Raw genomic sequence first — 25904 nt, 5'->3', positions numbered from 1 at the left:
CGCGGGCCATCAGTGGCCTCACCCCGAGCACGCGTGGCGCTGCTCGACCGAGAACCGAAGGACGGACAAGACATGAACACAGGCACGGGACCACTCGACGGGGTGCGTGTCGTCGACATCGCCTCCTCGTACGCAGCGCCGACCATGTCCATGTACCTCGGCGACATGGGGGCCGACGTCGTCAAGATCGAGCCGCCGCGAGGCGATGACGCGCGCGGCTGGGGACCGCCGTTCCTCAACGGGGAGGCGGCATGGTTCCTGTCCGTCAACAGGAACAAACGCAGTCTGTGCGTCGACATCCGCGATGAAGAGGGTCGTGAGGTGCTGTTCAAGCTCCTCGAGACCGCGGACGTGTTCGTTGAGAACCTCAACCCGGCAAAGCTCGAGAAGCATGGTCTCGGCCTCGATGAGCTTCGACGTCGCTTCCCCCATCTGGTGATCTGCGCGTTCTCAGGCTTCGGACTGGACGGTCCAGACGCCGCGCTCCCTGGATATGACCTGATCGCCCAGGCTCGGTCCGGACTCATGAGCGTGACCGGCGTGGACGGCGTCCCGCAGCGAGTCAGCACGGCGCTCTCCGACGTAGCAGCCGGCACTGTCGGGGCCTTCGCCGTGGCCGCCGCTCTGGTGCGCCAGCAGCGGACCGGCGTCGGCGAGATCGTCGACGTCTCGTTGCTGGAAGCAGACCTCGCCTTCATGTCTCCGCGCGTGGCGAGCTTCCTCGCCGGCGACCCCGAGCCAAGCCCGTGCGCCGGCACCGACTCTGTCGTTGCGATCTACCAGTCCATGCGCACCGCGGACCGCCCGATCGTCGTCGCGATCGGCAATGACCGTCATTGGCAACGATCATGTGCCGCGCTCGGCCTCGCCCATCTCGCGGAGCGCGAGGATCTGGCCACGAATGCGGGACGACGGGCCAAGCGGGAGGAAGTGGTCGGTGCGTTCCAGGAGCGTTTCGAGACGATGCCCTCAGACGAGGCGTTGAAGGTCCTCCAGGACGTGGGCGTGCCTTGTGCCCCGATCAAGTCGCTCTCCGAGGTGGTCTCCGATCCGCAGGTGCAGGCGCGTCGGTCGATCGTCGACTACGAGCACCCCGTGGCAGGTGTGTTCCGAGGCGTGGGGGCGCCCTGGCGGCTCTCCACCGACCCCGAGGATCGTCAAGCCCGGCTCCCTGCCCCGATGCGCGGTGAGCACGGTCGCGACATTCTGAATGACATCGGCCTCGCTAGCGAGGACATCGCACGGTTGAAGGAGAGCCAGGTCGTATGGGTGCCCTGATCGAAATCACACAGGACGGACGAGTGCTCACGCTCGAGCTCAACCGTCCGAAGCAGATGAATGCCCTCAACTCGGAGGTGCTGCGGCTCCTCCTCGGCGCGTTCGAGGACATCCAGGACGACTCCTCGGTGGGGTGCGTCGTGATCCGCGGGGCGGGAGAGCGTGCCTTCAGTGCCGGGGCCGATCTCGACGAGATCCGGGGCCTCCGCGTAGAGGAGGCGCAAGCGTTTATCCAGACAGGTCATCGAACGATGTCAGCGATCGCGTCGTCCTCCGTCCCGGTGATCGCGGAGGTCGATGGATTCGCACTGGGCGGCGGTTTCGAGATGATGCTTGCGTGCCACCTCGTCATCGCTTCGGGCCGTAGCCGGTTCGGGCTCCCCGAGGCGCGGATCGGCTGCATTCCTGGCTTCGGGGGGACCCAGCGTCTGGTTGCCTCGGTCGGAAGGCCGGCCGCCATGCATCTCATGCTGAGCGGGGAGCCCATCGACGCGGCCCGTGCCTGGCAGATCGGGCTGCTTTCGGTGCCACCTCTGGAACCCGGCGAACTGCCGCAGGAGACAGGACGTCTGGCGTCTCTGATCGCTTCCGGCAGCCGGACCGGTCTCGCCAACATCCTCGACGCGGCACGGCCTGCCTTCGCCCCGGCGGCACTCGCGCAGGAAGCCGCCTTGGCGGCGATCTCCATCGCGTCTCGTGACGGTCAGGAAGGCATCACCTCCTTCGCCGAGCGCCGCGACCCCGACTTCCACAAGGAGAAGCCATGAACACGCCATGGGCCACGGTCGACGCGGACGTGATCGAGCGCGTCGACGAGGTGATCGGGCGAACGATTCGTCCGATGGCGGCCGACGTCGATGGCGCCTCGGTCTTCCCTGCCGACGCTGTGGCTGATCTGGCGGCTTCGGGGCTGGGCGTGATGCTCATGCCGGCCGAGCTGGGCGGCACCGCCACCAGCACCTCGACGTACGCCGAGGCGATGATGCGCATCGCTGCGGAGTGCGGAGCGACATCGACGGTCTACATGACCCAGATGCACTGCGCCCATCCGATCCATCTGCAGGGCAGCAAACCGCAGATCGAGAGCTGGCTGCCGCGGATCTGCGATGGGTCGGCGATCGGCGCCATCGCGCTGACGGAGCCCAGCGCGGGTTCCGACGTGGGAGCGATGAGGACGGTTGCTCGACGGGACGGCGACGCGTACGTGGTCAATGGGGAGAAGACATTCATCTCCAACGGAGACCGGGCCGATGTCATCGTGCTGTTCGCGACGGTGGATCCGGCCCAGGGCAAGCGCGGCGTGACGGCGTTCCTCCTGGAGACGGCGGGCCTCGAGGGGTTCGAGGCAGGGCTGCCGATGAAGAAGCTCGGTCAGAAGGGTGCGACGACGGTCACACTGGCCTTTCAGGACTGCCGCATTCCGGCGAGCGCACGGATGGGCGCCGAGGGGGAGGGCTACCCACTTCTGCTCCGATCCGTGGTCAGATCACGGATCAGCGCTGCGGCGCAGGGAGTCGGGTTCGCCACGGGAGCCTTCGATGCCACCGTCGCCTGGGCGGCCGAGCGCGACATGCTCTCGTCTCGCACCGCCGCGGCCCAGGACCTTCAGTTCGAGCTGGCGAGGCTACGCGGTGAGATCACGGCGGCGAGGGCCATGCTGCTCTCCGTCTGTGACCTGGTGGACGCCAGGGGCGACGACGAGCCGGTGGCCGAGGTCTCGCTGGTCAAGATGCACTGCACGGCTCTCGGGACGACGGTGGCGGCCGCGTGTGTCGAGCTGCTCGGTCCTGACGGTGACCTGGTCGCAGCCGGTGCCGAGCGTAGGCTGCGCGACGCCAAGATCGCCGAGATCTATGACGGGACCAACCAGATCCAGAGCATGCTGGTCGCTCGGGACATCAGACAGTCCGTGACCGCCGCCGCGGCCCCAAGGGCGACGTGACGGGAACGAGCGCGGCGCCGTTGAGGGGCGTACGGGTCGTCGAGGCCGCCACCTTCGTAGCAGGGCCCTTCGCCGGAATGGTGATGAGCCAGCTGGGGGCTGACGTCATTCGCGTCGATCCGCCGGGCGGCGGCAGCGACTTCGGCCGGTGGCCGCTGGCCGCAACCGGTGCCAGCCTGTTCTGGGCGAACCTGAACCGGGCCAAGCGGTCCGTCACGATCGATCATCGCCAACCCGAGGGACGTGAGCTGCTCCTCGAGCTCATCTGTGCCCCAGGTCCGGCCGGAGGCGTGTTCGTCGACAACATGGTCGGCGGCCGGAGAATCAAGAACGAGGACCTCGCCGCCCGCCGCGCCGACGTCATCCACGTCCACATCGAGGGACGCCGTGACGGCAAGCCTGCAGTCGACTACTCGATCAACGCCGAGGTCGGCGTGCCGCTGATGACCGGCCCGAGCGACGCCGCCGTCCCGATCAACCATGTGCTGCCGGCGTGGGACCTGGTCACCGGGATGCTGGCGACCACGGCGGTGTCGGCCGCGTTGCTCCAGCGGGATCGCACCGGAGAGGGATCGTACGTCGAGGTGGCCCTTGCCGACGTAGCGCTCGCCGGCGTCGCCGGGATGGGCTGGGTGGCAGAGGCCGGGGAGAGTGGATCGGCCCGGGATCGCATGGGCAACCACATGTTCGGCTCCTTCGGGGTCGATTTCGAGACCTCTGACAGACGCCGGGTCATGGTGGTCGCGCTGACGGAGGGGCAGTGGAAGTCGCTGCGGAAGGTGACCGGAACCGAGGCCGTCTTCGAGGCGCTGGAGAACACGGTCGGTGCCGACCTGGACAACGAGGGTGACCGGTTCCGGCTCCGCGAGACGATCGCGTCGATCCTGCGCCCGTGGTTCGCCTCGCGTGACTACGCGACCGTCAAGGGGCTGCTCGACGAGGCCAAGGTGCTGTGGAGTCCCTATCGCGACATGGCCGAGGTGGTCGAGGCAGAGCTCAGCGATCCCGCGTCGATCATCGAGGAGATCGAGCAACCCGGGGTTGGTCCGATGCTCAGCGCAGCGTCTCCCTGGCGCTGGGGTGGCGAGCAGACGAGGCCGACCCCTGCGCCTTCGATGTCGGCCGATACGGACGATGTCCTGAGCGAGTTGCTGGGGCTGTCTCAGCGCGACCTGGGCCGACTGCGCGACGCACGGATCATCGGCTGACTACTTCGAGAAGACAGGGGACTGATCCCGCAGTGAGGGTCGAGACGACGAGAACGCCGGTATGAGCGGCTGGTTTCCACGGCTGCTGGTGGTGACGGCGACCACCATGATCGTCGTCTTCATGCTGCGCCCCCTGCTCACCTACCAGGCGCTAGCGGTCGGAGCCTCGACCGCGCAGCTGGGACTGGTCGTCGCGTCGTTCTCCGTCGTCTCGCTGGCGGCATCGATTCCGATCGGACGGGGCATCGACCGGCGGGGCGAGCGCGGCTATCTCCTCGTGGGCGCCGCCCTCATCGCACTGACCGTGCTGTTGCTGGCCGCTGCGTCCGAGCTGTGGGTCATCGTCGTCGGTAGCGCCGCGATCGGTCTCGGCCAGCTCCTGGCGATGATCGCCTGCCAGACGATCATCGCCAACGGCCGCGACGAAGTGAGGCGGGACGCTCGCTTCGCCACCTTCACCCTCGTCACTTCCTCGACCCAGTTCGCCGCTCCGGCCATCGCCGGCTTCCTGATCGCTGACAGCGTCGGAGGCGAAAGGGGCTCGGGGATGAACCTGACCGGGGTCTATCTCCTGATCGCCACCGTTGCGTTCGTCGGAGTGGCGGCTGCGGGCACACTCTTGTGGCGTCCCGGCGCGTTGTCGGTTCGGCCCCAGCACTTCGGCAAGGCGGCTCCCGGAGCAATCCGTGAGGTGGTCGGCGAGCGAAGCGTCGTCGTTGCGCTCGTCGTGGGCTTCGCGGTGCTCTCAGCCGCGGATCTGCTCGTCGCGTTCATGCCTGCCTACGGCGAGGAAAATGGCGTGGCACCGCAGATCGTAGGCATGCTGATCGCAGCCCACGGTCTCGCCTCCGTGGTCGTACGCATCTTCCTGATGCCGCTGCTACGTCGATACACCCGGCGCGCGCTGCTCACAGTGTGCTTGGTCTTGGCAGCGCTCAGTCTCGCCTGGGTGCCCTTTGTCACCTGGATGCCCGGGTTGTTCCTGCTCATGTTCCTGAGCGGAGCCGGAATCGGCCTCTGCCAACCGATCGCGATCGGCTGGGTGGCCGGTGCGGTGAGGCCTGAGGTGCGCGGCACGGCGATGAGCGTGCGGATGGCCGGCAATCGCCTGGGGCAGACTCTGGTCCCACTCGGGGTGGCCGCGCTGGCTGGCGCCGCGGGTGTTGCCGCGGCGTTCGTGGGGCCGGCCGCGCTTCTCCTCGGGGCTGGCGGGCTGGTCTTCTGGGCCCGCGCCGAGGAGAACCGGAACGTCGTGTCTGGCGAGCCCGCGGTGCCCCCTGAAGAGCGATGAGACGGATAGAACCGCCGATGTCTGGTGCTCAGTGAGGCAACGAGTACTGAAGTACGAAGTCGAGGTGCTCACGCATGGCCTCACCGCTGCGCTCGGGATCGCCCGACTCGATGGCGGCGACGATCTCGATGTGCTGCCGCACCGTCTTCTGGGCGACCTCAGGGGTCACGTCGAGGAACTGCGCCGGATGCGTGGCGTCATGGACGGAGGCGATGAACGCGGCCAGCAAGCGGTTGCCGGATGCGTAGCCGATCGCGGTGTGGAACCGGAGGTCGTACTCGGGGATGTCGGGGTCGTCGATCGTGGTGGACTTCTGCTGCGCGACCACGGCCTTCATCGCGGCCAGGTCGGCATCGCTTCGGTTCTTGGCAGCCTGCTCGGCAGCCGGGATCTCCAGGACGCGACGCACCTGAGTGATCTCCGCGATGTCGAGGGCTCCTATCCGGACGATGGTGTCCATCGACTCGCTCAACATCTGACTCAGTGAGTCGGGAGTGACCGTGTTGACGAAGCTCCCGCCGGCGACGCCCGGGATCTTGCGGATCAGGCCAGAGCTGACGAGCGCGCCGAGTGCTTCACGAACCGTCGGTCGACTCACGCCGAACTGTGAAGCCAGTTCGGTCTCAGGCGGGAGCTTCGCCCCCTGGGCGAAGTGCCCGTCGAGGATCGCATCGCGAAGCTGCTGCTCGACCTGGTCCCGTGGCCGCATGACCTGTCGTGCCTTGAATTCCTTGCTGTTCGCTGACGCCATCCCGTTCCCCTGTCCCTCGGCAACTTGCCACGGCGGCCTGTCTGCCGCCGAGACAATTGTCCTACATTCTGTCCTCGTCAGCCGTGTGCGGGGCTGTGTCGAGGTCCATATCTCGGAGATTCCCCCGATTAGGTGAATATTACTGCACCATTGGAACAGTCTGACAATGTTCAACGTGGTCGAGGAGGAGTCAAGTGCGCGACATACGCCGGACGACGGCGAGGAGCCCGTACTTCGATGAGCTGGAGGTCGGCCAGGAGTTCGTGACGGCACCGCCGGTGACGTTGACCTCGGGCCTCCAGGCAACGCATGGGGCGATCGTCGGGAACCGGGTCCGATTGACATTGGACCACCACCTGGCCACCGAAGTCGCTGGAGCGCCTGTCGCCGGCCCGGCACTCGTGTGGGACGTGTCGATCGGCCAGTCGACGGTGGCCACACAGCACGTCCGCGCCAATCTCTTCTACCGCGGCCTGTGGTTCTCGCGACAGCCTCGGATCGGCGAGACACTGCACACGACGACCACAGTGGAGGCGCTGCGGGAGAACTCCCGCCGACGGGACCGTGAGCCCACGGGCCTCGCGGTGCTCCGGATCACGACCGTCGACCAGCTTCAGCGGACCGTTCTGGACTATCGGCGCTGCGCGATGCTGTTGTTGTCGCCTGGGGTGGGGCCGACCGGTCGCGACGACGAGATCGAAGTCCCTCAGTCCCGTCCCGACGCCGCCGGTCTCTTCGAGTCCGTCGCCGACTGGGACCTCGGTGCACTCGCTGGATTGCCCAGCATGTCTGTACACGCCGGCCAGCGCTTCGACGTGCTGGGAGGGGACGTGGTCTCGAGCGCCCCGGAGCTCGCCCGGCTCACCGGAAACCTGGCCCGGGTCCACCACGACGCCGGTGCCGCCGGCGGAGATCGCCTGGTGTACGGCGGCCACACGATCGGTCTCGCCTTCCATCACGTCTGTCAGGCAATGCCCGGCGTCGTCACCGTCGCCGGGTGGCACGCCTGCGACCACCTGGCTCCAGTGCACGAAGGTGATGTCCTCACCTCGTCGCTGACGGTCGAAACAGTCGATTCCCACCCATCGGGCATGTCCGCCCTGGGCCTGCAGGTCACGACATCGCGGATGGCACCCAGTGGGGAACAGGAAGCAGTTCTCTCCTGGAGTCCGGTGGTGATCGCCGCATGAGTGCCCAGCACCTCATCGAGTCGGCACGAACCTTCCTGTTCGTCCCGGCGACGCGGCCCGACCGCTTCGTCCGCGCTCACGAGTCCGGTGCCGACGTCGTGATCCTCGACCTCGAGGACGCGGTTGCGCCGGACGAGAAGCCGGCGGCGCTGGACGCGGCACTGCGTTGGCTCGCCGGCGCCGATCCGCGGCCGACGACCATGGTCCGGATCAACGGGTCGGACACCGTGTGGCACGACGCCGAGGTGGCGGCACTGGCCGGCACCGGTGCCCCGCTGCTGCTGCCGAAGGCGGAGTCGGCCGAGCAGGTCGAGGATCTACATGCCCGAGCGGGCAGCGCACCGGTGGTCCCGCTCATCGAGACCCCGGGAGGCGTGATCGAGGCGACGTCGGTCGCCGGTGCGGCCGGAGTGGTGCGTCTGGCGCTCGGCCACCTGGACCTGGCGGCGGTGCTGGGAGTCGATCCCGACTCCTATGAGGCCTTCCGTTGTACGCGGTCACAGCTCGTGCTGGCCAGTGCGCATGCGGGGCTTCCCGCGCCGGTGGACGGAGTCACCACTGCGCTCGACGATGAGGAGCGGCTCGTTCGAGACGTACGCCATGCGGTGACGCTGGGTTTCGGCGGCAAGCTCTGCATCCACCCGCGGCAGGTGGGCGTCGTGCACGACGCGCTCCGTCCGGCGGACGACGAGGTCGCCTGGGCCAGGCGAGTGGTCGGTGCCGCGGCGGGCGGGGGAGCGGTCAGCCTCGATGGTCGGATGGTCGACCCGCCGGTGGTCGCGCGAGCGCACAGAGTTCTCCTGCGGGCGCGTGTCGACCCGAACACTGGTGATGGGTCCGGTTGCTGACTATGCGAGTGGGCCCTGCTGGTTGATCACCAGCTGTGCGAGCCGAGACAGGCCCGCCGATGAAGCCGAGCCGGGCTCGGCGGCGTAAGTCACCATGGTGAGCCCGGGGTCGGCTGCGATGTTCATTGCCTCGAGGGCGAGCAGCAGCGTGCCGACGTCGGGGTGTTCGATGAGCGTGGTCTCGGCAGGGGACTCTCGGACATTGTGTGCCGCCCAGAGTCTCCGGAACGTATCGCTGCCTTCGGCGAGCCGATCGATGAGTTGGTTGACACCCTCGTCGTCGGGGTTGCGGCCGAGCTCTGCTCGTAACAGCGCCATCATTCCCTGCGCCACTGCGGACCATTCTGGAAAGAACACTGGCGCCCGCTCGTCCAGGAAGCAGAAGACCGCAAGGTTCGGCGGCTCGTCGGCGCGGTCGAATGCCGGCGCGTACAAGACGCGGCCCATGGCGTTCGAGACCAGAACGTCCAGCTTGGCGTTGCGTACGTAGGCCGGACACGGGCTCATCGCGTCGAGCATCCAGGTGAGCGCCGGCCGCACGACGACGCTCTCTGCGTGCGTCTGTCGATCTGCTGTCTCTCCCCTGGCGGCGCGGGCCAGGTCGTGGAGATGGGCGCGCTCTGCCGGGTCGAGCTGGAGTGCTCGTGCGATCGCGTCGAGAACCGGTGCGGAAGCCGTCTTGAGGCGTCCCTTCTCGAGTCGCGTGTAGTAGTCGACGCTGATTCCGGCGAGGAGCGCCACCTCCTCGCGTCGGAGTCCGGACACCCTTCGCCGGGTGCTCGTGGCGTTCAGGCCGCTGCTCTGAAGACTCAATCGGGCGCGCCGGCTCTGGAGGAACTCTCTGGCTTCGGTCCGCAGGTCCACCTGCTAAGAGTAAGGCCTTTTCCGTCGGGTTACAGCGGGGTTACGACATACCCTGGAAAAGTTTGACCTTTCGCAAATAGCCAAGGGGAACGAGACTTCCGTCACACGCAGTCGAGAGAACGGTTGAAGACATGGGAAGTCTCCAGGGCAGGTCGATCATCGTGACCGGCGCAAGCAGCGGGATGGGCGCGGCCACCGTCAAGCGAGCATTCGCGGAGGGCGCGTCGATCGTCGCAGCCGACCTCAACAAGGCGGGCCTCGACATCCTCGCGGAAGAGCTCGGCGACCCGTCACGGGTGCTGACGGTACCGACGGACGTGACCGATCCGGAGCAGACCGAGGCGCTGGCCGATGCTGCGGTGGAGCGCTTCGGCACTCCGTACGGCCTGGTCAACTCTGCGGGCATCACGTGCGTCGGATCGGTGCTCGATGTCGACCCCGACGACTGGCGGCGCGTCATGGCCGTCAATGTCGATGGGACGTTGAACACGACCCGCGCGGTCGCGCGACGGATGGTCGACGCCGGGGCACCCGGAGCGGTCGTCAACTTCTCCTCAGGCGCAGGCGTCCGTGGCGTCGCCAACCGGGTCGGCTACGTCGCATCGAAGTTCGCGGTCACAGGCATGACGTACACGATGGCACTCGATCTGGCGCCGCTCGGCATTCGGGTCAACGCCGTCGCGCCGGGGATGGTCCGGACGCCGTTCACCGCTTACATGCTCGACGACGAGGAGAGCGCCCGCCGGATCAACGCGGCACAGCCCATCGGCCGCGTCGGCGAACCGCACGAGATCGCGAACGCCGTGGTGTTCCTCCTGACCGACGAGGCCAGCTTTGCCGTCGGGTCCGTGGTGTCGATCGACGGCGGCCAGACGGCCGGCATCTGAGGCTTCCGGGAGCCAGCGCATTTCATTGGGGCCGCAGCTCGGACGGCGAGTTCATGAGAGAGGACGAACATGAGGTCACATCGTAAAAACACCGCGACGATCGCGGTCGCCGTCGGCGCGCTGGTCTTCACCGCTTGTGGAACCGCCTCGACGGGGGCGTCGTCGGGAGATGCTCTGAACGACGCCGAGCTCGCCTCGCATCAGAAGGTCGTCGACGAAGCGACGGCGCCGGTGACGGAGTGGGACGGCCCGGCGTCGGCGCCAGCTCCGGTCAAGGACAAGGAGATCGCGGTGATCGAGTGCGCTGCAGTCGTCTCGGGCTGCGTACGCCAGGCGGAGGGAATCAAGCAGGCGGGCGAGCTGCTCGGCTGGAGCGTCTCGGTCTATGACGGCAAGGGTGACCCCGTCGAGTGGAACAGGGCCGCCACCCAGGCGATCAACAGTGGTGTCGACGCGATCATCCTGGCCGCGGCCGACCCGGTGCCGATGAAGTCCTCTCTGGACCTCGCGGCTGAGAAGGGAATTCCCGTCGGCACCACCGGTGTCGGGATCGCCGCAGGGGGCGGCGTCGCGTTCGACGTCGGCGCCGACTACGGCTACTGGGGCGAGGCCCTGGGTAGCTGGATCGTGGCCGACTCGCGGGGTTCGGCGAAGGTTCTCCAGACGGTGGACAAGGAGTTCGCGAGCCAGGGCGACATCCAGACCGAGATGAACCGCGTCATCGACTCATGTGCCGGGTGTGAGGTTGTGGCAACGGAGCAGTTCGTGGTGACGGATATCGGCAACGGCCTGGGCCAGCGGATCGCGAACACTTTGCAGCGAAACCCCGACATCACGTACGTCAACGGTGCCTTCGACTCCGCGGCCGCCGACATGATCCCCGCCATGAAGGCGATCGGGCTCGGTGACCGGGTGAAGGTCGTGGCGAGCGTGGGTGCCACCCAGAATCTCGGGTTCGTCGCGAGTGGCGACATGCAGAAGGTGGACGTCGTCCAGGACGACCTCTACCTCGGGTTCGCCGCGGTGGACCAGCTCAACCGACTTCTCGCCGGTCAGCCCCTGTGGAAAACGCCCGGCGAGACCAACGAGAAGCTTCTCTATGCGCAGGGAGCGCCGAGCAAGCTCCTGACCGAGGAGAACGTCGGCGATCCCGAGAAGCCGTGGGTGGCGGAGAACGACTATGTCGCTCAGTACATGAAGATCTGGGGCGTGTGATGGTGGCGGGGACCCGGTTGGCGGTGCGTGATCTCACCGTGTCGTACGGGGCGCATCAGGTCGTACGCCAGATCTCGTTCGATGTCGCGGCCGGCTCCACATCGGCGCTTCTGGGCGCCAACGGGTCGGGAAAGTCCACCACCGTCAAGGCGCTGACCGGGATCAACAGAGCGGGCGAAGGCTCCTGTGTCAGCTTGAACGGCGACACGATCAAGGCACGGGACCTCACTCCGCGCGAAACGCGCCGAAGGGGGATCCGGGTCGTCCATCAGGAGGCTCCGCTCATCGCGAACCTGACGGTCGCGGAGATGATGGCGCACCACACCGGGTTTCCTGTGACCGCAGGGATCGTCAAACGGCGTGAGCTGATCCGCGACGCTGCGGAGACCCTTGGGGAGTTCGACGTCCACGTCGATCCGAACCGATTGTGTGGCGAGCTCGACGCCGGCGACCGGGCACTCGTGTCGCTTGCCATCTCCATGGCCGGCATCCCGGTCGACTCGGCACTGCTGATACTCGACGAAGCCACGGCCTCACTCAGTTCCGCCGACGCCGATCGACTGTTGCGCCGTGTGCACGACGCGACGCAGCGCGGTCTCTCGGTGCTGATGGTGACGCACCGGCTCTCTGAGGTGTCCTCCTATGCCGACGAGACACTGGTCCTGCGCGACGGCCACATCGCCCGCACCTTCGTCCGCGAGGACTTCTCGGAGGACGAGGCGATCGCCGCGATGGTCGGGGTCAAGCACATCGAGGGCGAGGTCGACCGCCACGGCGCACATGCTGCCACGAGGATGCCGGCAGACGCCGACCTTCGGGTGGAAGGCCTCTCGGGACGCCAGGTGCGCGGGGCGACATTCGGCTGCGCGGCCGGAGAGATCCTGGGTGTCACCGGTCGCAACGGGGCAGGCGCCTCCGAGCTGCTTCGCCTCGTGGGGGGCGTCGCGCAGGCGACGGCTGGTCGCGTCACGATCGGCGGCGCGGAGCTCGAGCGCGGTTCCCCGCGCAGCGCCATCTTGGAAGGCGTCTACTTCCTGTCCTCGGACCGGATCAACGAGGGTGGGGTTCCGCTGATGACAGTCGGCGAGAACATGCTCCTCCCGCGGGTGGAGCGTTATGGGCTGGGTCGGCGCCAGGCACGGGCCGATGTCGACCGGCTCATGGAGGAGCTGGCGGTGAGTCCCGACGACCCGACGGTGCCCTTCGGCAGCCTGAGTGGCGGAAACCAGCAGAAGGTCCTGCTCTCACGCTGGTTGTTGATGTCGCCCCGCGTGATGCTCTTGGATGACCCCACCGCAGGCGTGGACCCGAAGACCCGAGAGGTCATCTTCGGCCAGCTCAAGGCACTCGCGGATCGAGGAGTCTGCATCGTCATCCGCTCGAGCGAGCCTGAGCACCTCGCCCGACTGTGCGACCGCGTCCTGGTGATCCGGGACGGACACATCGCAATGCAGCTCGACGGAGACGATCTGACGTTGGAGGAAGTAACTCATGCAACTTTCGCGTGAATCATCGAGCCCCGTGGGGGCCACCACGACCGCGGCCGGGATCCCCGACGCGACGGCGGTGCCTACACAGGGTGCCGGGTCCAGGACGAAGCTTCTTTCCGGCCTGCTTCAGCGTCACAGCATCCTGCTGCTCATCGTTGTCCTGATCATCGTTTTCTCCGTCCTCGCCCCGGATACGTTTCCGACCGTCGCCAACTTCCAAGGACTGGCGCTGCAGAACTCGGTCGCCACTCTGCTCGCCCTGTCCGTGCTGATGGTGGTCGTGATCGGCGAGTTCGACCTTTCGGTCGGCTACACCTTGGGACTCGCGGCGATTCTCGCAGCCAAGCTCTCGAGCGAGCTCGGGATGAGTGTTGGGATGACGCTCCTCATCACCATCGGAATGGGCACACTCGTCGGCTTGGCCTCGGGGCTCCTCGTCGCTCGGCTCAAGGTGGTGTCCCTGATTGCGACCTTGGGCGTGGGTCTCGCGGTGAGCGGAATCACGGTGGGGGTGAGCGGGGGGCAGACGATCTCGATGAACATCCCGCCGTTCTTCTCGGATCTGGTTCAGACCAGGATCCTGGGCGTGGCGTCGGCCGTCTGGATCGTCATGGCAGTCGCAGCAGTCATCTACATCGCACTGACGAGAACCCCGGCCGGCAGCAAGATCTACGCGACCGGAGGCTCCGAGCGCGTCGCAGAGATGGTGGGTATCCGGGTCCCGTTGCTCAAATGTGCGATGTTCGCCCTCGCCGGCGCGACAGCGGCACTAGCCGGGATCCTGCAGTTGGGCCTTGCTGGAGCGGCGAACCCATCGTTCGGTGCCAACCTCCTGCTGCCGGCGTTCGCGGCCGTCTTCCTCGGTTCCACGACCGTTCGCCCAGGCATCTTCAACGTCGTGGGAACGCTCTTGGCGGTGACGCTGCTGGCCGTGGGCTTCTCCGGGCTGAGCCTTCTCGGCGCACCGTTCTGGCTGCAGCCGGTGTTCAACGGGGGCGCGCTCATCGTGGGAGTAATCCTGTCGAAGCTGGTCGCGTCGGCGCACGGCCAACGCAGTCCCCGGCGCTAGTCCCTCACGGACGTATTCAGGGAAGGAGAGCAGCCGCGCATGATGACCACGTTCGAAGTCCACACTCTTCGGCTGGGCACGATCCGAGCCGACAAGAGCGGGACGGTCTATGGACATCCGGAGGGGACCGTTCTCGATGTCCCGATATGGGCCGCCGCGATCGAGGGTGGCGGCCGCAGGATCCTGGTCGACACCGGGATCCGCGATGCCGACAAGTGGTCGCGGATCCAGCCCCACACGATCGCTCCGGAGGAGACGATCGACGCGGCGTTGGCAACGCTCGGCTGGCGCCGGCGCGACGTCGACATCGTGATCAACTCGCATCTTCACTACGACCACGCCGAGAACAACCTCGCGTTCCCGCAGGCGCAGTTCTACGTGTCCGACGAGGAATGGCGCTGGGCGTCTGACCCGAGCAGCGAGCAAGCGTGGGCCTATGACATCGAGTGGACCGGCGACGACGTCACCTTCATGAACTACTGCCTCGTCCAGCGTGACCACTACGACGTCATGCCGGGACTGCGGATCATCCAGACGCCGGGGCATACGCCCGGCCACCAGTCCATCCTGGTCAACACCGAGGAAGGCGTTCTCTGCGTGACGGGTGACGCCGCCTGCATGATGGACAACTTCACGCTACCGACCCCACCCGGAACGCATGTCGGATCGGCCGTCTCGCTGGCGTCGCTGAAGAAGATCTCGAATCTCTCCGACCGCGTGCTCATGAATCACGACCCCGAGCTGTCCAGCTATCAGAGCTCCGGGTTTCCGGTCGCTCCCGAGATGGGCGCTCCGAAGCCCGTCGGCAAGACAACACACCACTGAAACACAAGCCCCGAGGCGGGATCACCCGATCTCGGGGGAGGAGGAAGATCATGACAAACATCGACGGTCGACACCGTATTGGCTACATCTCCGCGCGAGGCAACATCGTCCCGGACAAGGGGGAGTACCTGCCTCTCGAGAACCCGGCGACGGGCGAACAGATCGGGGAGGCGCTCGAGGTGGATGCGGGGACGCTTGGCGAGATCATCGCCGATGCGCGGGCGACGTACGAGAAGACCTGGCGCAAGGTCGCTCCCGACGTACGCGGCGCGATGATGTTCCGATGGGCCAACCTGATCGAGCAGCGCCGTGACGAGCTCGCCGAGCTCGAGATCACCGACGTCGGTCACCTGCGGAAGGAAGCACTGGGTGACATCGACACCAGCGTGCGCCTGATCCGCTACTACGCCGGGATGGCCGACAAGATCCAGGGCAACACCTACTCCCAGTTCCCCGACCGGATCGCCTACGGAGTGCCGGAGCCATACGGCGTCGTGGGCGCCATCACCCCCTTCAACGCGAACGCGGTCATGGTGGGCCTCAAGGCGGCTCCGGCGATGGTGGCCGGCAACTGCATGGTGCTCAAGGTTCCCGAGACCTCGCCGTTGCTGATGTTCAAGCTGATCGAACTGGCTGTCGAGGCGGGGATCCCGCCGGGCGTCCTCAGTGTCGTCACGGGCCGCGGCCACGTCGTGGGGCCGATGCTGATGGACAACCGCGGGATCGCAATGATCTCGTTCACCGGCAGCGTGGGCGCGGGGCGGTCTGTCATCAAGCAGTCGGCGGAGAACATCATGCCGGTGGTCCTGGAGTTGGGCGGCAAGAGCCCGGTCATCCTGCTGGACGACGCCAACCTCGACTTCGCCGTCCCGTCCGCCGTCCACTCGAACTTCGTGAAGAGCGGTCAGAGCTGCGTGGCCGGCTCGCGCATCCTGGTGCACAGCTCGATCTATGACGAGGTGTGCGCGCGGGTTGCGAAGTTCGCGAGTGAGATCCGCGTCGGGCTGCCCACCGACCCCGAGTCCCAGATGAGCACGCTCATCAGCAAGCCCCAGCGCGACCACGTCGACGCCCTGGTGTCATCGGCGGTATCCGCCGGCGCCACTCGTCTGGCCGGTGGTGCCCCCGCCGACTGGGCGCCGCTCGACGGCGGCGCCTTCTACCAGCCGACGGTGCTCGCCGACGTGGAGGACGACAACCCGGCAGCCATGCAGGAGGCGTTCGGTCCGATGGCGAGCCTGCTCAGGTTCGACACCGTCGACGAAGCGCTCGCCCGTGCGAACGCGTCCGACTTCGGTCTCAGCGCCCAGGTGTGGGGCAACGACGCGATGGCCTTGCAGCACCTGGTCCAGAACATCGAGGCCGGCGCCGTCTGGGTGAACACCTACCGAGCAGCACACCCGACGCTGCCGCTCGGCGGCATGAAGCACAGCGGCTACGGGGTCGAGTACGGCTTCGAAGCCGTACTCGCCTACACGAGGCCGAAGTCCGTCATGTGGGACCTCACGACCGAGCGCACGCTTCCGTACGCCTGACGTCCAACCCCATCCCATCGCGTTCAGAGAGAATCGCCATGACCAACCAGACGAACGACAAGCCGGGAACGCCCCCAATCGGGGGAAGCCCGAGTAATGGCAACGAGGTCACCTCGGACGTCCCCATGATCAGGGTCGCGGTTGCGAGCCTGATGGGGACCGTCATCGAGTTCTACGACTTCCTGATCTTCGCCGCCGCGGCGGCCCTGGTCTTCGGCCACGTCTTCTTTCCGGCTCTTGGCGAAGCCGCCGGAACCGCTGCCGCCTTCGGCACCCTGGGCGTCGCCTTCATCGCACGTCCCATCGGCGCGGTCCTGTTCGGCCACGTCGGTGATCGCCTGGGCCGCAAGCGAACCCTGATCGTCACCATGCTCGTCATGGGATTCGCCACCGTGGCGATCGGACTGTTGCCGACCCCGGCCACCATCGGAGCGGCCGCGCCGATCCTGCTCGTGACCCTACGTCTGTGCCAAGGCCTCGCGGCGGGAGGTGAGTGGGCCGGGGCGGTTCTCTTCACCTCTGAGCACGCGCCGGCGGGCAAGCGCGGCTTCTGGTCCATGTTCACCAACCTCGGCGGTGCCATCGCGAGCCTCCTTGCGCTTGGCACGTTCTTCATCGCGGACCTCGCCATGAGCGATGCCGACTTCCGGTCGTACGGGTGGCGCATTCCGTTCCTGCTCAGCGCCCTGCTTCTCCTCTTCGGGCTCTGGATCCGGCTGAAGACGAACGAGACGCCCGTATTCGAGCAGGATCGTGCTCGCCGCGAGAAGACGGAGCTCCCTGTCATCGAGGCCATCCGGCGTCAGTGGCGCGAGATCCTGCTCGGCGGTGGAGCTCTGCTCATGCCGTTCGCGCTGTACTACATGGGTGCGTCGTACCTGGTGAACTACGGTACGTCGGCCCTCGACCTCGGCTCGTCGTCGGTGCTGGGCGCCGCCGTGGTCGGCGGGCTTACCCTGGCTGCCGGGGTGGTCGCCGGTGGTGCTTTGTCCGACCGCATCGGTCGACGCCGGGTGATCCTCACGGCCAGCTGTGTCGCTGTCGGCTGGTGCCTGGTGCTGTTCCCCCTACTCGACACGCGGTCGCTCCTCATCTTCTGGGTGGGACTCTGTATCAGCACGCTGATCTCTGGATTCGCCTACGGAGTGGCGGGGTCGTACCTCTCGGAGCTCTTCGAGACGCGCTACCGATACACGGCCGCGGCGATCGCCTACAGCCTGGGAGCGATCTTCGGAGGCGCGCTGCCTCCGCTCGTCGCGGCTCCGGTCACCTCGACGGAGGCCCTTGGCAGCTACGGGATGTCGCTCCTGCTCGCCTTGCTGTGCCTGGTGAGTGCCACCTGCACGTTCGTGGTCAAGGACACCAGCAAGCGCGATCTCACCAACATCACCGCGGTGGTGGTCGCCGGGAGCCGCCCATGACGAACCCCCCCCGACCCCGGGGCACGCCGCCGTTAAATCCTGTTTACCTATTGACGTCGGCACGGAAGGTCAATAGTTTGACAAATAGCAATGGTGTTCATTGGGTGACAATTAGTGAGGTGCTCGTCGAGGCCGGCAGCAGCGAGCTCCGTCGCCGCCAGCGTGAACCGATGACCGTCCATGGACGCCATGTCGGGCTTGTTGATGCCACGCCGAGCAGATTGAGGAAAACGATGAACGCTCCCGCACGCACGGTCATGCCAGACCTGACCTTCACAGAGGGGGCGCGGTGGCGTGACGGCCGTCTGTGGTTCTCGGATCTGTACACGTACCAGGTGCTGTCGTGCCTCGGGGACGGCAGCGACCTTCGGGTCGAGGCGACTGTTCCGCATCAGCCGTCCGGACTGGGCTGGCTTGCCGACGGGCGTCTGCTGGTGGTCTCGATGATGGATCGCACATTGATGCGCCGCGAGCACGACGGGACGATGGTGGTCCATGCCGACCTCGCGCAGCACGCCGCAGGATATCTCGGTGATCTCGTTGCCGATGACCATGGCCGTGCCTACCTCGGCAACTTCGGATTCGACATCTACGCCGATGAGCCCATGGCTCCGACGTCGATTCATCGGGTGGACCCCGACGGCACCATCACCGAGGTGGCCAGGGACGTGTGGTTCCCCAATGGGTGCGCGATCACTCCGGAGGGCTCCCTGCTGGTCAACGAGACGTTCGGGAACCGGATCACGGCCTTCGACCTCACCGAGGGTGGTGATCTGGTCAACCGTCGGGTGTGGGCGCAGTTTGGTCCGCTGCCCACCTCGACCCGGCCTGACGAGGCCCTGAAGGAGGTCGCCGTCGCTCCCGACGGCTGCTGCCTCGACGCCGAGGGCGGTCTGTGGATCGCCGACATCAGGAACAAGCGGGCGGTACGTGTCGTGGAGGGCGGTGCCATCACGGACGAGGTGCGACCCGGCGAGAACACGAATGTCTTCGCCGTCGCCCTGGGCGGCGAAGACGGTCGCACACTCTTCCTCTGCGCGGCCCCTGACTTCGACGTCGAGACTCGCCAGAGCACTCGTGCCGCGAGCGTGATGGCGGTACGCGTCAGAGTGTCCGCTTGGCCCGACCTCCACGTTGCGCCGTAGAGCGAGGGGCTTGGCGCCCCTCGTCGCCCTGTCGCCGGTCGGGCCCGTGATCGCCGGCGCAACGGTCGGTCGCACTCGTCATAGTTCAGTCAGATAATTGTCCACTTGCCATTGTTCGTTTACGTCGTATAGATGCTCGGGGTCACATCAGTGACGGCATGACGCCTCAGATGATGCCGGTCTGACGCACCGAGTTCGGTGCGACGCCGCCAATCCGAGGAGAATGTGATGACGACAGGTTCACCCCCGCACAGCCGTTCGCAGTCGAGCGGGCGAGGATCATCGCAACAGGTCAAGGCCGTCGCGAGCGGGTCTCTGGGCAACGCGCTCGAGTATTTCGACTTCGCCATCTACGGTGCGCTCGCTGCGACGATCTTCCCGAAGCTCTTCTTCGGTGGGATGGGCGAGACCGGCGCTCTGCTGGCTTCGTTCGCGACGTTCGGAGTGGGCTTCGTGGCGCGCCCTGTGGGCGCACTGGTTCTCGGGCACCTCGGCGACAAGTTCGGTCGCAGGCCGATCCTCTTCGCCACCCTGGTCATGATGGGCGGAGCATCGATACTGATCGGTCTTCTGCCCACGGATCAGGGGATCAGTATCGCTGTCGTGTTGGTGCTGTTGCGCGCGATCCAAGGCTTCTCGCTAGGTGGTGAGGTCACCGGGAACAAGCTCATCGTGATGGAGCATTGCGATGCGACGCGTCGCGGCTTCTTCGGATCCATCATGACCATCGGCTCGCCCATCAGTCAGGTCCTCGCCAACCTGACGATCGTGGTACTGAGCGCAACCCTGACCGACACCCAGTTCGAGAGCTGGGGATGGCGCCTGCCGTTCCTCGGCAGCATCGTCATCGTGGCCGTCGCGTTCTTCATCAGGCTGCGGGTCTCGGAGACGCCCGCCTTCGAAGCGAGTGCGAAGGAGGGTCGCTCCGCGCCGGATGCCGAGTCGAAGGGGTGGCGAGTGCTTCTGACTCATCCGCGCCAGGTCGCGCTGCTCACCATGGCTTGGGCAGGAACCACGCTCAGCTTCTACCTCGTCGCCGTCTACGGCCTGAGCTTCCTGACGTCATCGACCATCGGGATGTCGTCTCAGGCTGCGTTCCTGATTCTCATGATCGCCCACGCCGTCTCTGTCGTCGCGGCCCTGCTCGGAGGCCTCACCTGCGACCGGATCGGGCGAAAGCGGGTCTGGTATCTCGGGCTGACTGGCTGTTTCGTCGGCGTCGCACTGTTCTTCGGCGTCGCAAGCTCGAGCCCGATCACCATGGGGCTGATAGTGACGCTCATCCTGTCGTCCATCCAGTTTCTCAGCGGGGCTGAGCCGGCTCTGTTCGCAGAGCAGTTCCCGACGAATGTCAGGTTCTCCGGGGCGGCGCTTTCTTACACGATCACGAACCTTCTCTTCTCCTCGCCGGCGCCGTTCATCGCCGCGGCGCTTGCGGCCGTCGGTGGCACGTCACTGGTCGCGTTCGCGAGCTTGATCGTGATCGTGTTCTCGGCGGTCGCCGTATCCAAGCTCGAAGAGGGAGGCGGGCGCGACCTCGCCGCCTTGGGCCATCCGGGCAGGGAATCAGCCGTGCTGGAGGGGGCGGATGCCGAGAGATGGTGAGTGGCCGTAGCAAGACAGAACCAAGAGATCAGATCGTAGATGGGATTCAGATGACGAAGTACCGCCTGATGATCGATGGAGCGTGGGACGAGCCCGAGGGTGGCGAGTGGCTTGCCTCGACTGACCCGTACAGCGGGGAGGAGTGGGCGCAGATTCCTCGAGGGAGTGTCGGTGACGTCGATCGTGCAGTTACCGCGGCGAAGCGGTCGATGACGACCGGCCCCTGGTCGAGTCTCAGTGCGTCCGGACGTGGCCGCGTACTCAGGAACATCGGTGACGCCATCGCGGCGAACAAGGACCGGCTGACTGACATTGAGGTGCGCGACAACGGCAAGCTGCTCGCAGAGGTCCAGGGGCAGCTGACCGCCGTCGCTGAGGCCTGGTACTACTACGCGGGCCTTGCCGACAAGATCCAGGGGACCACGATCCCGCTGGAAAAGCCTGACTCCTTCGCGTTCACTACGCGGGAACCGGTCGGCGTCGTGGCGGCGCTCACTGCCTGGAACTCGCCGCTCTGGTTCGCCACCGTGAAGTCCGCTCCCGCAATGGCTGCAGGGTGCGCCGTTGTGGTGAAGCCGTCGGAGTACGCCTCGATCAGCACACTGGCGCTCGCCGAGATCATGGTGGAAGCAGGTCTGCCGGCCGGGGTCTTCAACGTTGTGACCGGCCTCGGGCCGGAGGCTGGCTCCGCTCTGGTGGATCATCCCGACGTCTCCAAGATCGCCTTCACCGGCTCGGAAGGAACCGGGCTCGCGATTTACGCGCAGGCGGCCCGGACTGGAAAGCGCGTGGCATTGGAACTGGGAGGCAAGTCGCCGAACATCGTGTTCGAGGACGCTGACCTGGACCTCGCGGCCACCGGAGTGATCTCGGGAATCTTCGGCGCCGCGGGACAGATGTGCGCCGCCGGTTCGCGGCTGCTCGTACAGCGCTCGGTCAAGGAGGTGTTCCTGGCCAAGTTGGTCGAACTGGCCGGCGACATTCGACTCGGAGACCCGCGGGACCGGAGCACGAACGTCGGGCCGATCGCTACCGCGCCCCAGTATCAGAAGGTGTTGAGCTATCTCGACGTGGCGCGGGCCGACGGTGCTCGTTGTGTGCTGGGTGGCGGTCCCGCGACTGCTAGTGGCCTGTCCGGGGGCCAGTTCGTCGAGCCGACGATCTTCGTTGACGTGACCAACGATATGAGGATCGCGCGCGAAGAGGTCTTCGGTCCGATTCTGTCGGTCATGGACTTCGAGGAGGAGACCGACGCCGTGCAGCTGGCGAACGACAGCGAGTACGGGCTGGTGGCCGGGGTGTGGACCACCAATGTCGGTCGCGCCATGCGCATGTCGAAGGCCCTGCGGGTCGGCACCGTGTGGGTCAACACCTATCGGACGTACAGCTACATGGTCCCGTTCGGTGGGGTGAAGCGCTCGGGCATCGGGCGCGAGCACGGTCTCGACGGGATCGAGGAGTTCCTCGAGACCAAGAGCACGGTGATCGCCACCAACGAGACGGCGCCCTCCAACCCCTTCGTGATGCGATGACGGCGGCGAGACAAGGCATGGGGGGTCGGCGGATCCTGGTCACCGGCGCTGCGGCGGGGATCGGGCGGTGCACGGCGAAGCTCCTCGCCGAGGACGGGGCAACGCTAGGGCTCCTCGATCGCGACGAGGAAGCGCTGGAGGAGGTGGCGCGTGACACCGGCGGCGCTGCGCTCGAGGTCGACATCACGGACGAGCAGGCTGTCCGTCGGCGCGTCCAGGACTTCGGGGCGTCCGGTGGCATCGACGGCCTCGTCAACGCCGCCGGGATCATGTTCCGGGGCGCTGCAGCCGACGTGCCGGCGGCGGAATGGCGTCGCGTGCTCGACGTCAACCTGACTGGAACCTACATCGTCGCGCGAAGCTCTCTTCCCTGGCTCTCGCGAGAGGGTGGCGCTTCGATCGTGAACATCGCCTCGGCACAGGGACTGCTTCCGAACGCGCCCGGCTACTCCGCGTACGCAGCATCGAAGGGTGGCGTCATCGCGCTGTCGAAGGCACTGGCCGCGGAGCTCGCGCCAGCGGTTCGAGTCAACGTGATCTGCCCCGGGATGGTCGACACTGCGATGGCTGATGGGCATCGTGGCAACGTCGAGAACTACGCGTTGAAGAGGCTCGCTGACCCGATCGAGATCGCGCACACCATCCGGTTCCTGCTGTCCTCGGACTCCTCCTACATCACGGGAGCGGCGTTGGCGACCGACGGCGGGCGCACATTCCACTGACCTCCGCGGGCGCGGTCTGAGCAGTTCGCAGGAGAGGACCTGGTTGTAGGGAAAACTCCTCAGTGCTATCAGTCAGACAGTTGTCACGCTGGACAATCGAAGGTACGTTGTAACCACTGTGCTCGGGGTCACATTCGATTGTTAGGAGACACCATGGCCTGGAAGAAGAGTCGTGCACGACGCAGGGCAGGACGACCGACCTTGGTATGTGCGGTGGTCGCCAGCCTTAGCGTCATGGCTGCAGGCTGCGCCGGTTTCGGTGGCGGCGGAGGTGGCGAGGTCAGCGCGGACGTATCGGACACGCAGAAGGCTCTCTACCAGGATGCGGTTGATGCCGGTGGCGAGCTCAGCGTCTTCGTCGGCACCTCAAGCAACACCGAGCTCGACCAGCTGGTCGAGCTCTTCAACGAGGAGTTCCCGGGGATCAACGTCAGCTACGTCTCGGGCACGGGCGACGAGGTCTCTGAGCGCGTGCTGACCGAGAAGCGTTCCGGCCTGTCGAACGCAGACGTCCTGCTGCTCGCCGGTATGTCGGCGTTCGAGCGGATCAACGACGAGGGCTACATCGAGAAGTTCACTCCTGAGGACGTCGAGCTCTTCACCCAGGACAAGTCGGCCTACATCCCCGATGCGGTCTACTCCTTCAGCGACCTGGTCAGCGGCGCGTGTTACAACCCGGACAACGTCTCCGAGGAGGAGGCGGCTCTGCTCAAGACCTACGAGGGCTGGACCGACCCAACGTGGAAGGGGCGCGCGGCGGTTGTCAATGTCGACGGTTTCGGCTACCGCTTCGCGATGACGGAGTGGGTCTATGGGGACAAGTCGCTGGGGAAGCCCTGGCTCGAAGACCTCGCGGCTCTGGACCCCACCGTCTACAACAGCGGAAACGTCGCCGTGCCGCAGACCATCGCCGGCGAGTACGACGTCGTGTACAACGTGATCACGAGCTACGGAGCCCGCGCCCATGCTGGTGGCGAGCCGCTCGAGTGCGTGACCGCAGAGTACGCGCCGTTCTACACCTTCGGTTCCGCGCTGGTGACGGAAGCACCGAACTCGGCCGCCGGAAAGGTCTTCCTCAACTGGCTCTACTCGGAGTCAGGGCAGTCGGCGATCCAGGAGACGCTGGCATGGACTGCTCGGCGGGAAGGGTTCGACACCCCGGTCAGCGACGCCCCTTGGTGGCAGGACTCCAAGGACCCGCGCCTCGTGGAGGAAGACGTCGTCGAGAAGAACTACGACGATCTCTACCAGACCTTCAACGACGTCATGGGTGCCGCCGAGGAGAAGTGAGCCAGTCGGTGGCGCCAGGGCGATCCTCCTGGCGCCACCGACCAGCCAGTCTCCCACTCGCGAAGGAACGAGATGTCTGCATCAACACCCACACTCATCGACAGGGTCCGCGGAAAGTCGGACGTCACACTGTCGACTCCCGTATACATCGTCACGCTCGCCTTGATCGTGCTTCCGCTCGGCTACCTGGTTTATGCCGCGCTCCAGACCGACTCGCCAGGTTCGCCTACGTCCGAGTTCACCTGGGACAACATCACGACGGTGGCGACCACCGCGTCGTATTGGACCGCTCTGCGCAACTCGCTCTGGCTGGGCTTCCTCGTCAGTCTCTTCTCCGTGATCCTGGGTGTCTCGTTCGCCTGGATCCTGGGGCGGACCGACGTTCCGTTCCGCGGCCCGCTCTCGGTGCTCGTCTCGCTCCCCATCTTCCTGTCGCCCTTCGCGGGTGGCGTGGCCTGGGTGCTGCTGGGGTCGAAGAAGTCGGGCCTCATCAACGGATTCCTGACCAAGTGGTTCGGTGAAGGCGCCGGGATCGTGAACATCATGAGCTTCTCGGGATTGGTCTTCGTGATGGTGCTTGCGTTCGCGCCGCTTGCCTACCTGTTCACGCTCGGGCCGATGCTCAACATGGACGGCAGCCTCGAAGAGGCCTCGCGCGTGGGTGGGGCCTCGGTGTTTCGCACGATGCGCAAGATCACGCTTCCTGTGGTCCTTCCGGGAATCCTTTCGGCGGCCCTGATGGTGTTCGTCCTGGCGGCGGAGATGTTCAGCATCCCCGGCCTCATCGGAACCGCGGCCGGCTACCGGACGCTGCCGTTCTTCATCTACCAGAACACGACCGCCGCGCCCCCGAACTGGGGCGGTGCGGCGGCCGCCGGACTCGCGCTCCTGCTCATCATGCTGGTCGGCACGCTGTTGCAGGCGCGGGCAACTAAGACCAGTTCGCGGTTCGTCACCATTAGCGGCAAGGGGGCGCGCCCCGTCACCCTCAAGCTGGGGCGTTGGCGGTGGGTGGCGTTCCTGATCCCTGCCTTGTACGTCCTTGTCGGGGTCGTTCTCCCAGCTGCCGCGCTGCTCCTGACCACCTTCTTGCAGTACTACACGCCGAATCTCTCCTGGGATCTCTTCACCCTGCAGAACTGGGAGACCACGCTGGCGTCGCCGCGGTTCCAGATCGCGGTCCAGAACACCATCTTCGTCGGCTCGGCGACCCCCACCATCGCGGTGGTGATCGCGTTCGCGCTGTCCTACATCCGTAACCGGACCCACGCGCCGTTCCGGGCCACGATGGAGGCGGTCGGCATGCTGCCCGTGGCCATCCCCGGCATCGTCTTCGGGGTCGGGGTCCTGTGGGCGTACGTCGGCAGCCCGGTCTACGGCACCGTGTGGCTGCTGCTGATCGCGTACTGCGCCAGGTTCCTGCCCCACGCCCTTCGCGTCATCTCATCGGGCATCGTCCAGGTCGACAAGGGGCTCGAGGAGGCATCTCGCGTGGCCGGCGCCGGCGTCACCAAGACGATGCGGTCGATCACGATCCCGCTCCTCAAGCCGACCGTCCTGTCGGGGTGGTTGCTCCTCCTCATCTACTGCACCCGCGAGCTGAACGTCGCGATCATGACCTACACCAGCAAGTCGGTCGTTGTACCGGTCCTGATGTGGAACGAGATGAGCGCCGGGGCGTACCAGAAGGCCGCAGCGCTCGCGATCATCGAGTCCACTCTCATCCTCGCGGCGGTGACCATCGCGGCGCTGGTCTTCCGAGTCAACCTGTTCCCGCGCGGCAAGTAACGTGTTCC

The 25904-nt window shown here is 66.3% G+C and carries 22 protein-coding genes; 20 read left to right on the top strand and 2 right to left on the bottom strand.

From position 1 onward, the window contains the following. The first annotated feature begins 72 nt into the window (after positions 1-72). The 5 genes from AB0F44_RS17160 (at position 73) to AB0F44_RS17140 (ending at position 5719) form a co-directional block, all read left to right on the top strand. The gene (locus AB0F44_RS17160) at positions 73-1278 is read left to right on the top strand and encodes a CoA transferase (protein ID WP_357357384.1); all 1206 of its coding nucleotides are present in this window, start codon (positions 73-75) and stop codon (positions 1276-1278) included. After that, positions 1266-2045, top strand: a complete 780-nt coding sequence (locus tag AB0F44_RS17155; protein WP_357357382.1) for an enoyl-CoA hydratase/isomerase family protein — start codon at positions 1266-1268, stop codon at positions 2043-2045. The genes AB0F44_RS17160 and AB0F44_RS17155 overlap by 13 nt, the downstream gene beginning before the upstream one ends. Continuing rightward, a complete protein-coding gene (locus AB0F44_RS17150) occupies positions 2042-3220 on the top strand; it encodes an acyl-CoA dehydrogenase family protein (protein WP_357357380.1) in 1179 nt (392 codons plus the stop codon). The genes AB0F44_RS17155 and AB0F44_RS17150 overlap by 4 nt, the downstream gene beginning before the upstream one ends. Next, positions 3217-4428, top strand: a complete 1212-nt coding sequence (locus tag AB0F44_RS17145; protein WP_357357379.1) for a CoA transferase — start codon at positions 3217-3219, stop codon at positions 4426-4428. Before AB0F44_RS17150 ends, AB0F44_RS17145 begins: the two co-directional genes overlap by 4 nt. Positions 4429-4489: 61 nt before the next feature. Beyond that, entirely contained in the window at positions 4490-5719 is a 1230-nt protein-coding gene (locus tag AB0F44_RS17140; protein WP_357357377.1) for an MFS transporter, read from the top strand. Between the two features lie 28 nt (positions 5720-5747). Here the strand turns inward: AB0F44_RS17140 and AB0F44_RS17135 are convergent, their stop codons facing one another. Continuing rightward, the gene (locus AB0F44_RS17135; RefSeq protein ID WP_357357375.1) at positions 5748-6470 is read right to left on the bottom strand and encodes a FadR/GntR family transcriptional regulator; all 723 of its coding nucleotides are present in this window, start codon (positions 6468-6470) and stop codon (positions 5748-5750) included. A 194-nt stretch (positions 6471-6664) separates the two neighbouring features. Here AB0F44_RS17135 and AB0F44_RS17130 point away from each other — a divergent pair, with 194 nt between their 5' ends. After that, the gene (locus AB0F44_RS17130; RefSeq protein ID WP_357357373.1) at positions 6665-7660 is read left to right on the top strand and encodes an acyl dehydratase; all 996 of its coding nucleotides are present in this window, start codon (positions 6665-6667) and stop codon (positions 7658-7660) included. Next, positions 7657-8508 carry a CoA ester lyase gene (locus AB0F44_RS17125; protein WP_357357371.1) on the top strand — a complete coding sequence of 284 codons (852 nt, stop codon included), beginning with the start codon at positions 7657-7659 and terminating at the stop codon, positions 8506-8508. Before AB0F44_RS17130 ends, AB0F44_RS17125 begins: the two co-directional genes overlap by 4 nt. Here the strand turns inward: AB0F44_RS17125 and AB0F44_RS17120 are convergent, their stop codons facing one another. Next, positions 8509-9273 carry a helix-turn-helix transcriptional regulator gene (locus AB0F44_RS17120; RefSeq protein WP_357357369.1) on the bottom strand — a complete coding sequence of 255 codons (765 nt, stop codon included), beginning with the start codon at positions 9271-9273 and terminating at the stop codon, positions 8509-8511. A 230-nt stretch (positions 9274-9503) separates the two neighbouring features. Here AB0F44_RS17120 and AB0F44_RS17115 point away from each other — a divergent pair, with 230 nt between their 5' ends. The 13 genes from AB0F44_RS17115 (at position 9504) to AB0F44_RS17055 (ending at position 25896) form a co-directional block, all read left to right on the top strand. After that, positions 9504-10259: an SDR family oxidoreductase gene (locus tag AB0F44_RS17115; RefSeq protein ID WP_357357368.1), complete on the top strand. Its 756-nt coding sequence runs from the start codon at positions 9504-9506 to the stop codon at positions 10257-10259. 69 nt (positions 10260-10328) lie between these two features. Then, positions 10329-11474, top strand: a complete 1146-nt coding sequence (locus AB0F44_RS17110; RefSeq protein WP_357357366.1) for a substrate-binding domain-containing protein — start codon at positions 10329-10331, stop codon at positions 11472-11474. A 23-nt stretch (positions 11475-11497) separates the two neighbouring features. Beyond that, the gene (locus AB0F44_RS17105; protein ID WP_357357364.1) at positions 11498-12982 is read left to right on the top strand and encodes a sugar ABC transporter ATP-binding protein; all 1485 of its coding nucleotides are present in this window, start codon (positions 11498-11500) and stop codon (positions 12980-12982) included. A 13-nt stretch (positions 12983-12995) separates the two neighbouring features. Then, positions 12996-14033 carry an ABC transporter permease gene (locus AB0F44_RS17100; RefSeq protein ID WP_357357362.1) on the top strand — a complete coding sequence of 346 codons (1038 nt, stop codon included), beginning with the start codon at positions 12996-12998 and terminating at the stop codon, positions 14031-14033. A gap of 42 nt (positions 14034-14075) precedes the next feature. Further along, complete coding sequence (locus AB0F44_RS17095; RefSeq protein WP_357357360.1) at positions 14076-14858, top strand: N-acyl homoserine lactonase family protein; 783 nt, start codon at positions 14076-14078, stop codon at positions 14856-14858. Between the two features lie 50 nt (positions 14859-14908). Then, positions 14909-16393 carry an aldehyde dehydrogenase family protein gene (locus AB0F44_RS17090; RefSeq protein WP_357357358.1) on the top strand — a complete coding sequence of 495 codons (1485 nt, stop codon included), beginning with the start codon at positions 14909-14911 and terminating at the stop codon, positions 16391-16393. 38 nt (positions 16394-16431) lie between these two features. Further along, a complete protein-coding gene (locus tag AB0F44_RS17085; RefSeq protein WP_357357356.1) occupies positions 16432-17814 on the top strand; it encodes an MFS transporter in 1383 nt (460 codons plus the stop codon). Then, positions 17811-18959 (top strand): SMP-30/gluconolactonase/LRE family protein, encoded by a 1149-nt coding sequence (locus tag AB0F44_RS17080; protein ID WP_357357354.1) that lies wholly within the window; start codon positions 17811-17813, stop codon positions 18957-18959. The genes AB0F44_RS17085 and AB0F44_RS17080 overlap by 4 nt, the downstream gene beginning before the upstream one ends. 228 nt (positions 18960-19187) lie before the next feature. After that, a complete protein-coding gene (locus tag AB0F44_RS17075; protein ID WP_357357352.1) occupies positions 19188-20564 on the top strand; it encodes an MFS transporter in 1377 nt (458 codons plus the stop codon). Then, positions 20558-22096 (top strand): aldehyde dehydrogenase, encoded by a 1539-nt coding sequence (locus tag AB0F44_RS17070; RefSeq protein WP_357357350.1) that lies wholly within the window; start codon positions 20558-20560, stop codon positions 22094-22096. Before AB0F44_RS17075 ends, AB0F44_RS17070 begins: the two co-directional genes overlap by 7 nt. A 17-nt stretch (positions 22097-22113) precedes the next feature. Next, positions 22114-22818: an SDR family NAD(P)-dependent oxidoreductase gene (locus tag AB0F44_RS17065; protein ID WP_357357348.1), complete on the top strand. Its 705-nt coding sequence runs from the start codon at positions 22114-22116 to the stop codon at positions 22816-22818. 234 nt (positions 22819-23052) lie between these two features. Next, on the top strand, positions 23053-24108 hold the full coding sequence (locus AB0F44_RS17060) for an extracellular solute-binding protein (RefSeq protein ID WP_357357346.1): 1056 nt from the start codon (positions 23053-23055) through the stop codon (positions 24106-24108). Between the two features lie 72 nt (positions 24109-24180). Continuing rightward, entirely contained in the window at positions 24181-25896 is a 1716-nt protein-coding gene (locus AB0F44_RS17055) for an iron ABC transporter permease (protein WP_357357344.1), read from the top strand. Positions 25897-25904 lie beyond the last annotated feature (8 nt).

This window comes from Nocardioides sp. NPDC023903 (assembly GCF_040639295.1).
Lineage (GTDB): Bacteria > Actinomycetota > Actinomycetes > Propionibacteriales > Nocardioidaceae > Nocardioides.
Note: the sequence above shows the minus strand (reverse complement) of the source record. Positions and strands in the feature narration are given on the sequence as shown.

Coding starts and splice junctions, on each gene's coding strand:
- AB0F44_RS17140 (WP_357357377.1), top strand. CDS start 4,490: ATGAGCGGCTGGTTTCCACGGCTGCTGGTGGTGACGGCGACCACCATG.
- AB0F44_RS17160 (WP_357357384.1), top strand. CDS start 73: ATGAACACAGGCACGGGACCACTCGACGGGGTGCGTGTCGTCGACATC.
- AB0F44_RS17080 (WP_357357354.1), top strand. CDS start 17,811: ATGACGAACCCCCCCCGACCCCGGGGCACGCCGCCGTTAAATCCTGTT.
- AB0F44_RS17065 (WP_357357348.1), top strand. CDS start 22,114: ATGGGGGGTCGGCGGATCCTGGTCACCGGCGCTGCGGCGGGGATCGGG.
- AB0F44_RS17150 (WP_357357380.1), top strand. CDS start 2,042: ATGAACACGCCATGGGCCACGGTCGACGCGGACGTGATCGAGCGCGTC.
- AB0F44_RS17110 (WP_357357366.1), top strand. CDS start 10,329: ATGAGGTCACATCGTAAAAACACCGCGACGATCGCGGTCGCCGTCGGC.
- AB0F44_RS17090 (WP_357357358.1), top strand. CDS start 14,909: ATGACAAACATCGACGGTCGACACCGTATTGGCTACATCTCCGCGCGA.
- AB0F44_RS17060 (WP_357357346.1), top strand. CDS start 23,053: ATGGCTGCAGGCTGCGCCGGTTTCGGTGGCGGCGGAGGTGGCGAGGTC.
- AB0F44_RS17075 (WP_357357352.1), top strand. CDS start 19,188: ATGACGACAGGTTCACCCCCGCACAGCCGTTCGCAGTCGAGCGGGCGA.
- AB0F44_RS17085 (WP_357357356.1), top strand. CDS start 16,432: ATGACCAACCAGACGAACGACAAGCCGGGAACGCCCCCAATCGGGGGA.
- AB0F44_RS17095 (WP_357357360.1), top strand. CDS start 14,076: ATGACCACGTTCGAAGTCCACACTCTTCGGCTGGGCACGATCCGAGCC.
- AB0F44_RS17115 (WP_357357368.1), top strand. CDS start 9,504: ATGGGAAGTCTCCAGGGCAGGTCGATCATCGTGACCGGCGCAAGCAGC.
- AB0F44_RS17155 (WP_357357382.1), top strand. CDS start 1,266: ATGGGTGCCCTGATCGAAATCACACAGGACGGACGAGTGCTCACGCTC.
- AB0F44_RS17125 (WP_357357371.1), top strand. CDS start 7,657: ATGAGTGCCCAGCACCTCATCGAGTCGGCACGAACCTTCCTGTTCGTC.
- AB0F44_RS17055 (WP_357357344.1), top strand. CDS start 24,181: ATGTCTGCATCAACACCCACACTCATCGACAGGGTCCGCGGAAAGTCG.
- AB0F44_RS17070 (WP_357357350.1), top strand. CDS start 20,558: ATGGTGAGTGGCCGTAGCAAGACAGAACCAAGAGATCAGATCGTAGAT.
- AB0F44_RS17135 (WP_357357375.1), bottom strand. CDS start 6,470: ATGGCGTCAGCGAACAGCAAGGAATTCAAGGCACGACAGGTCATGCGG.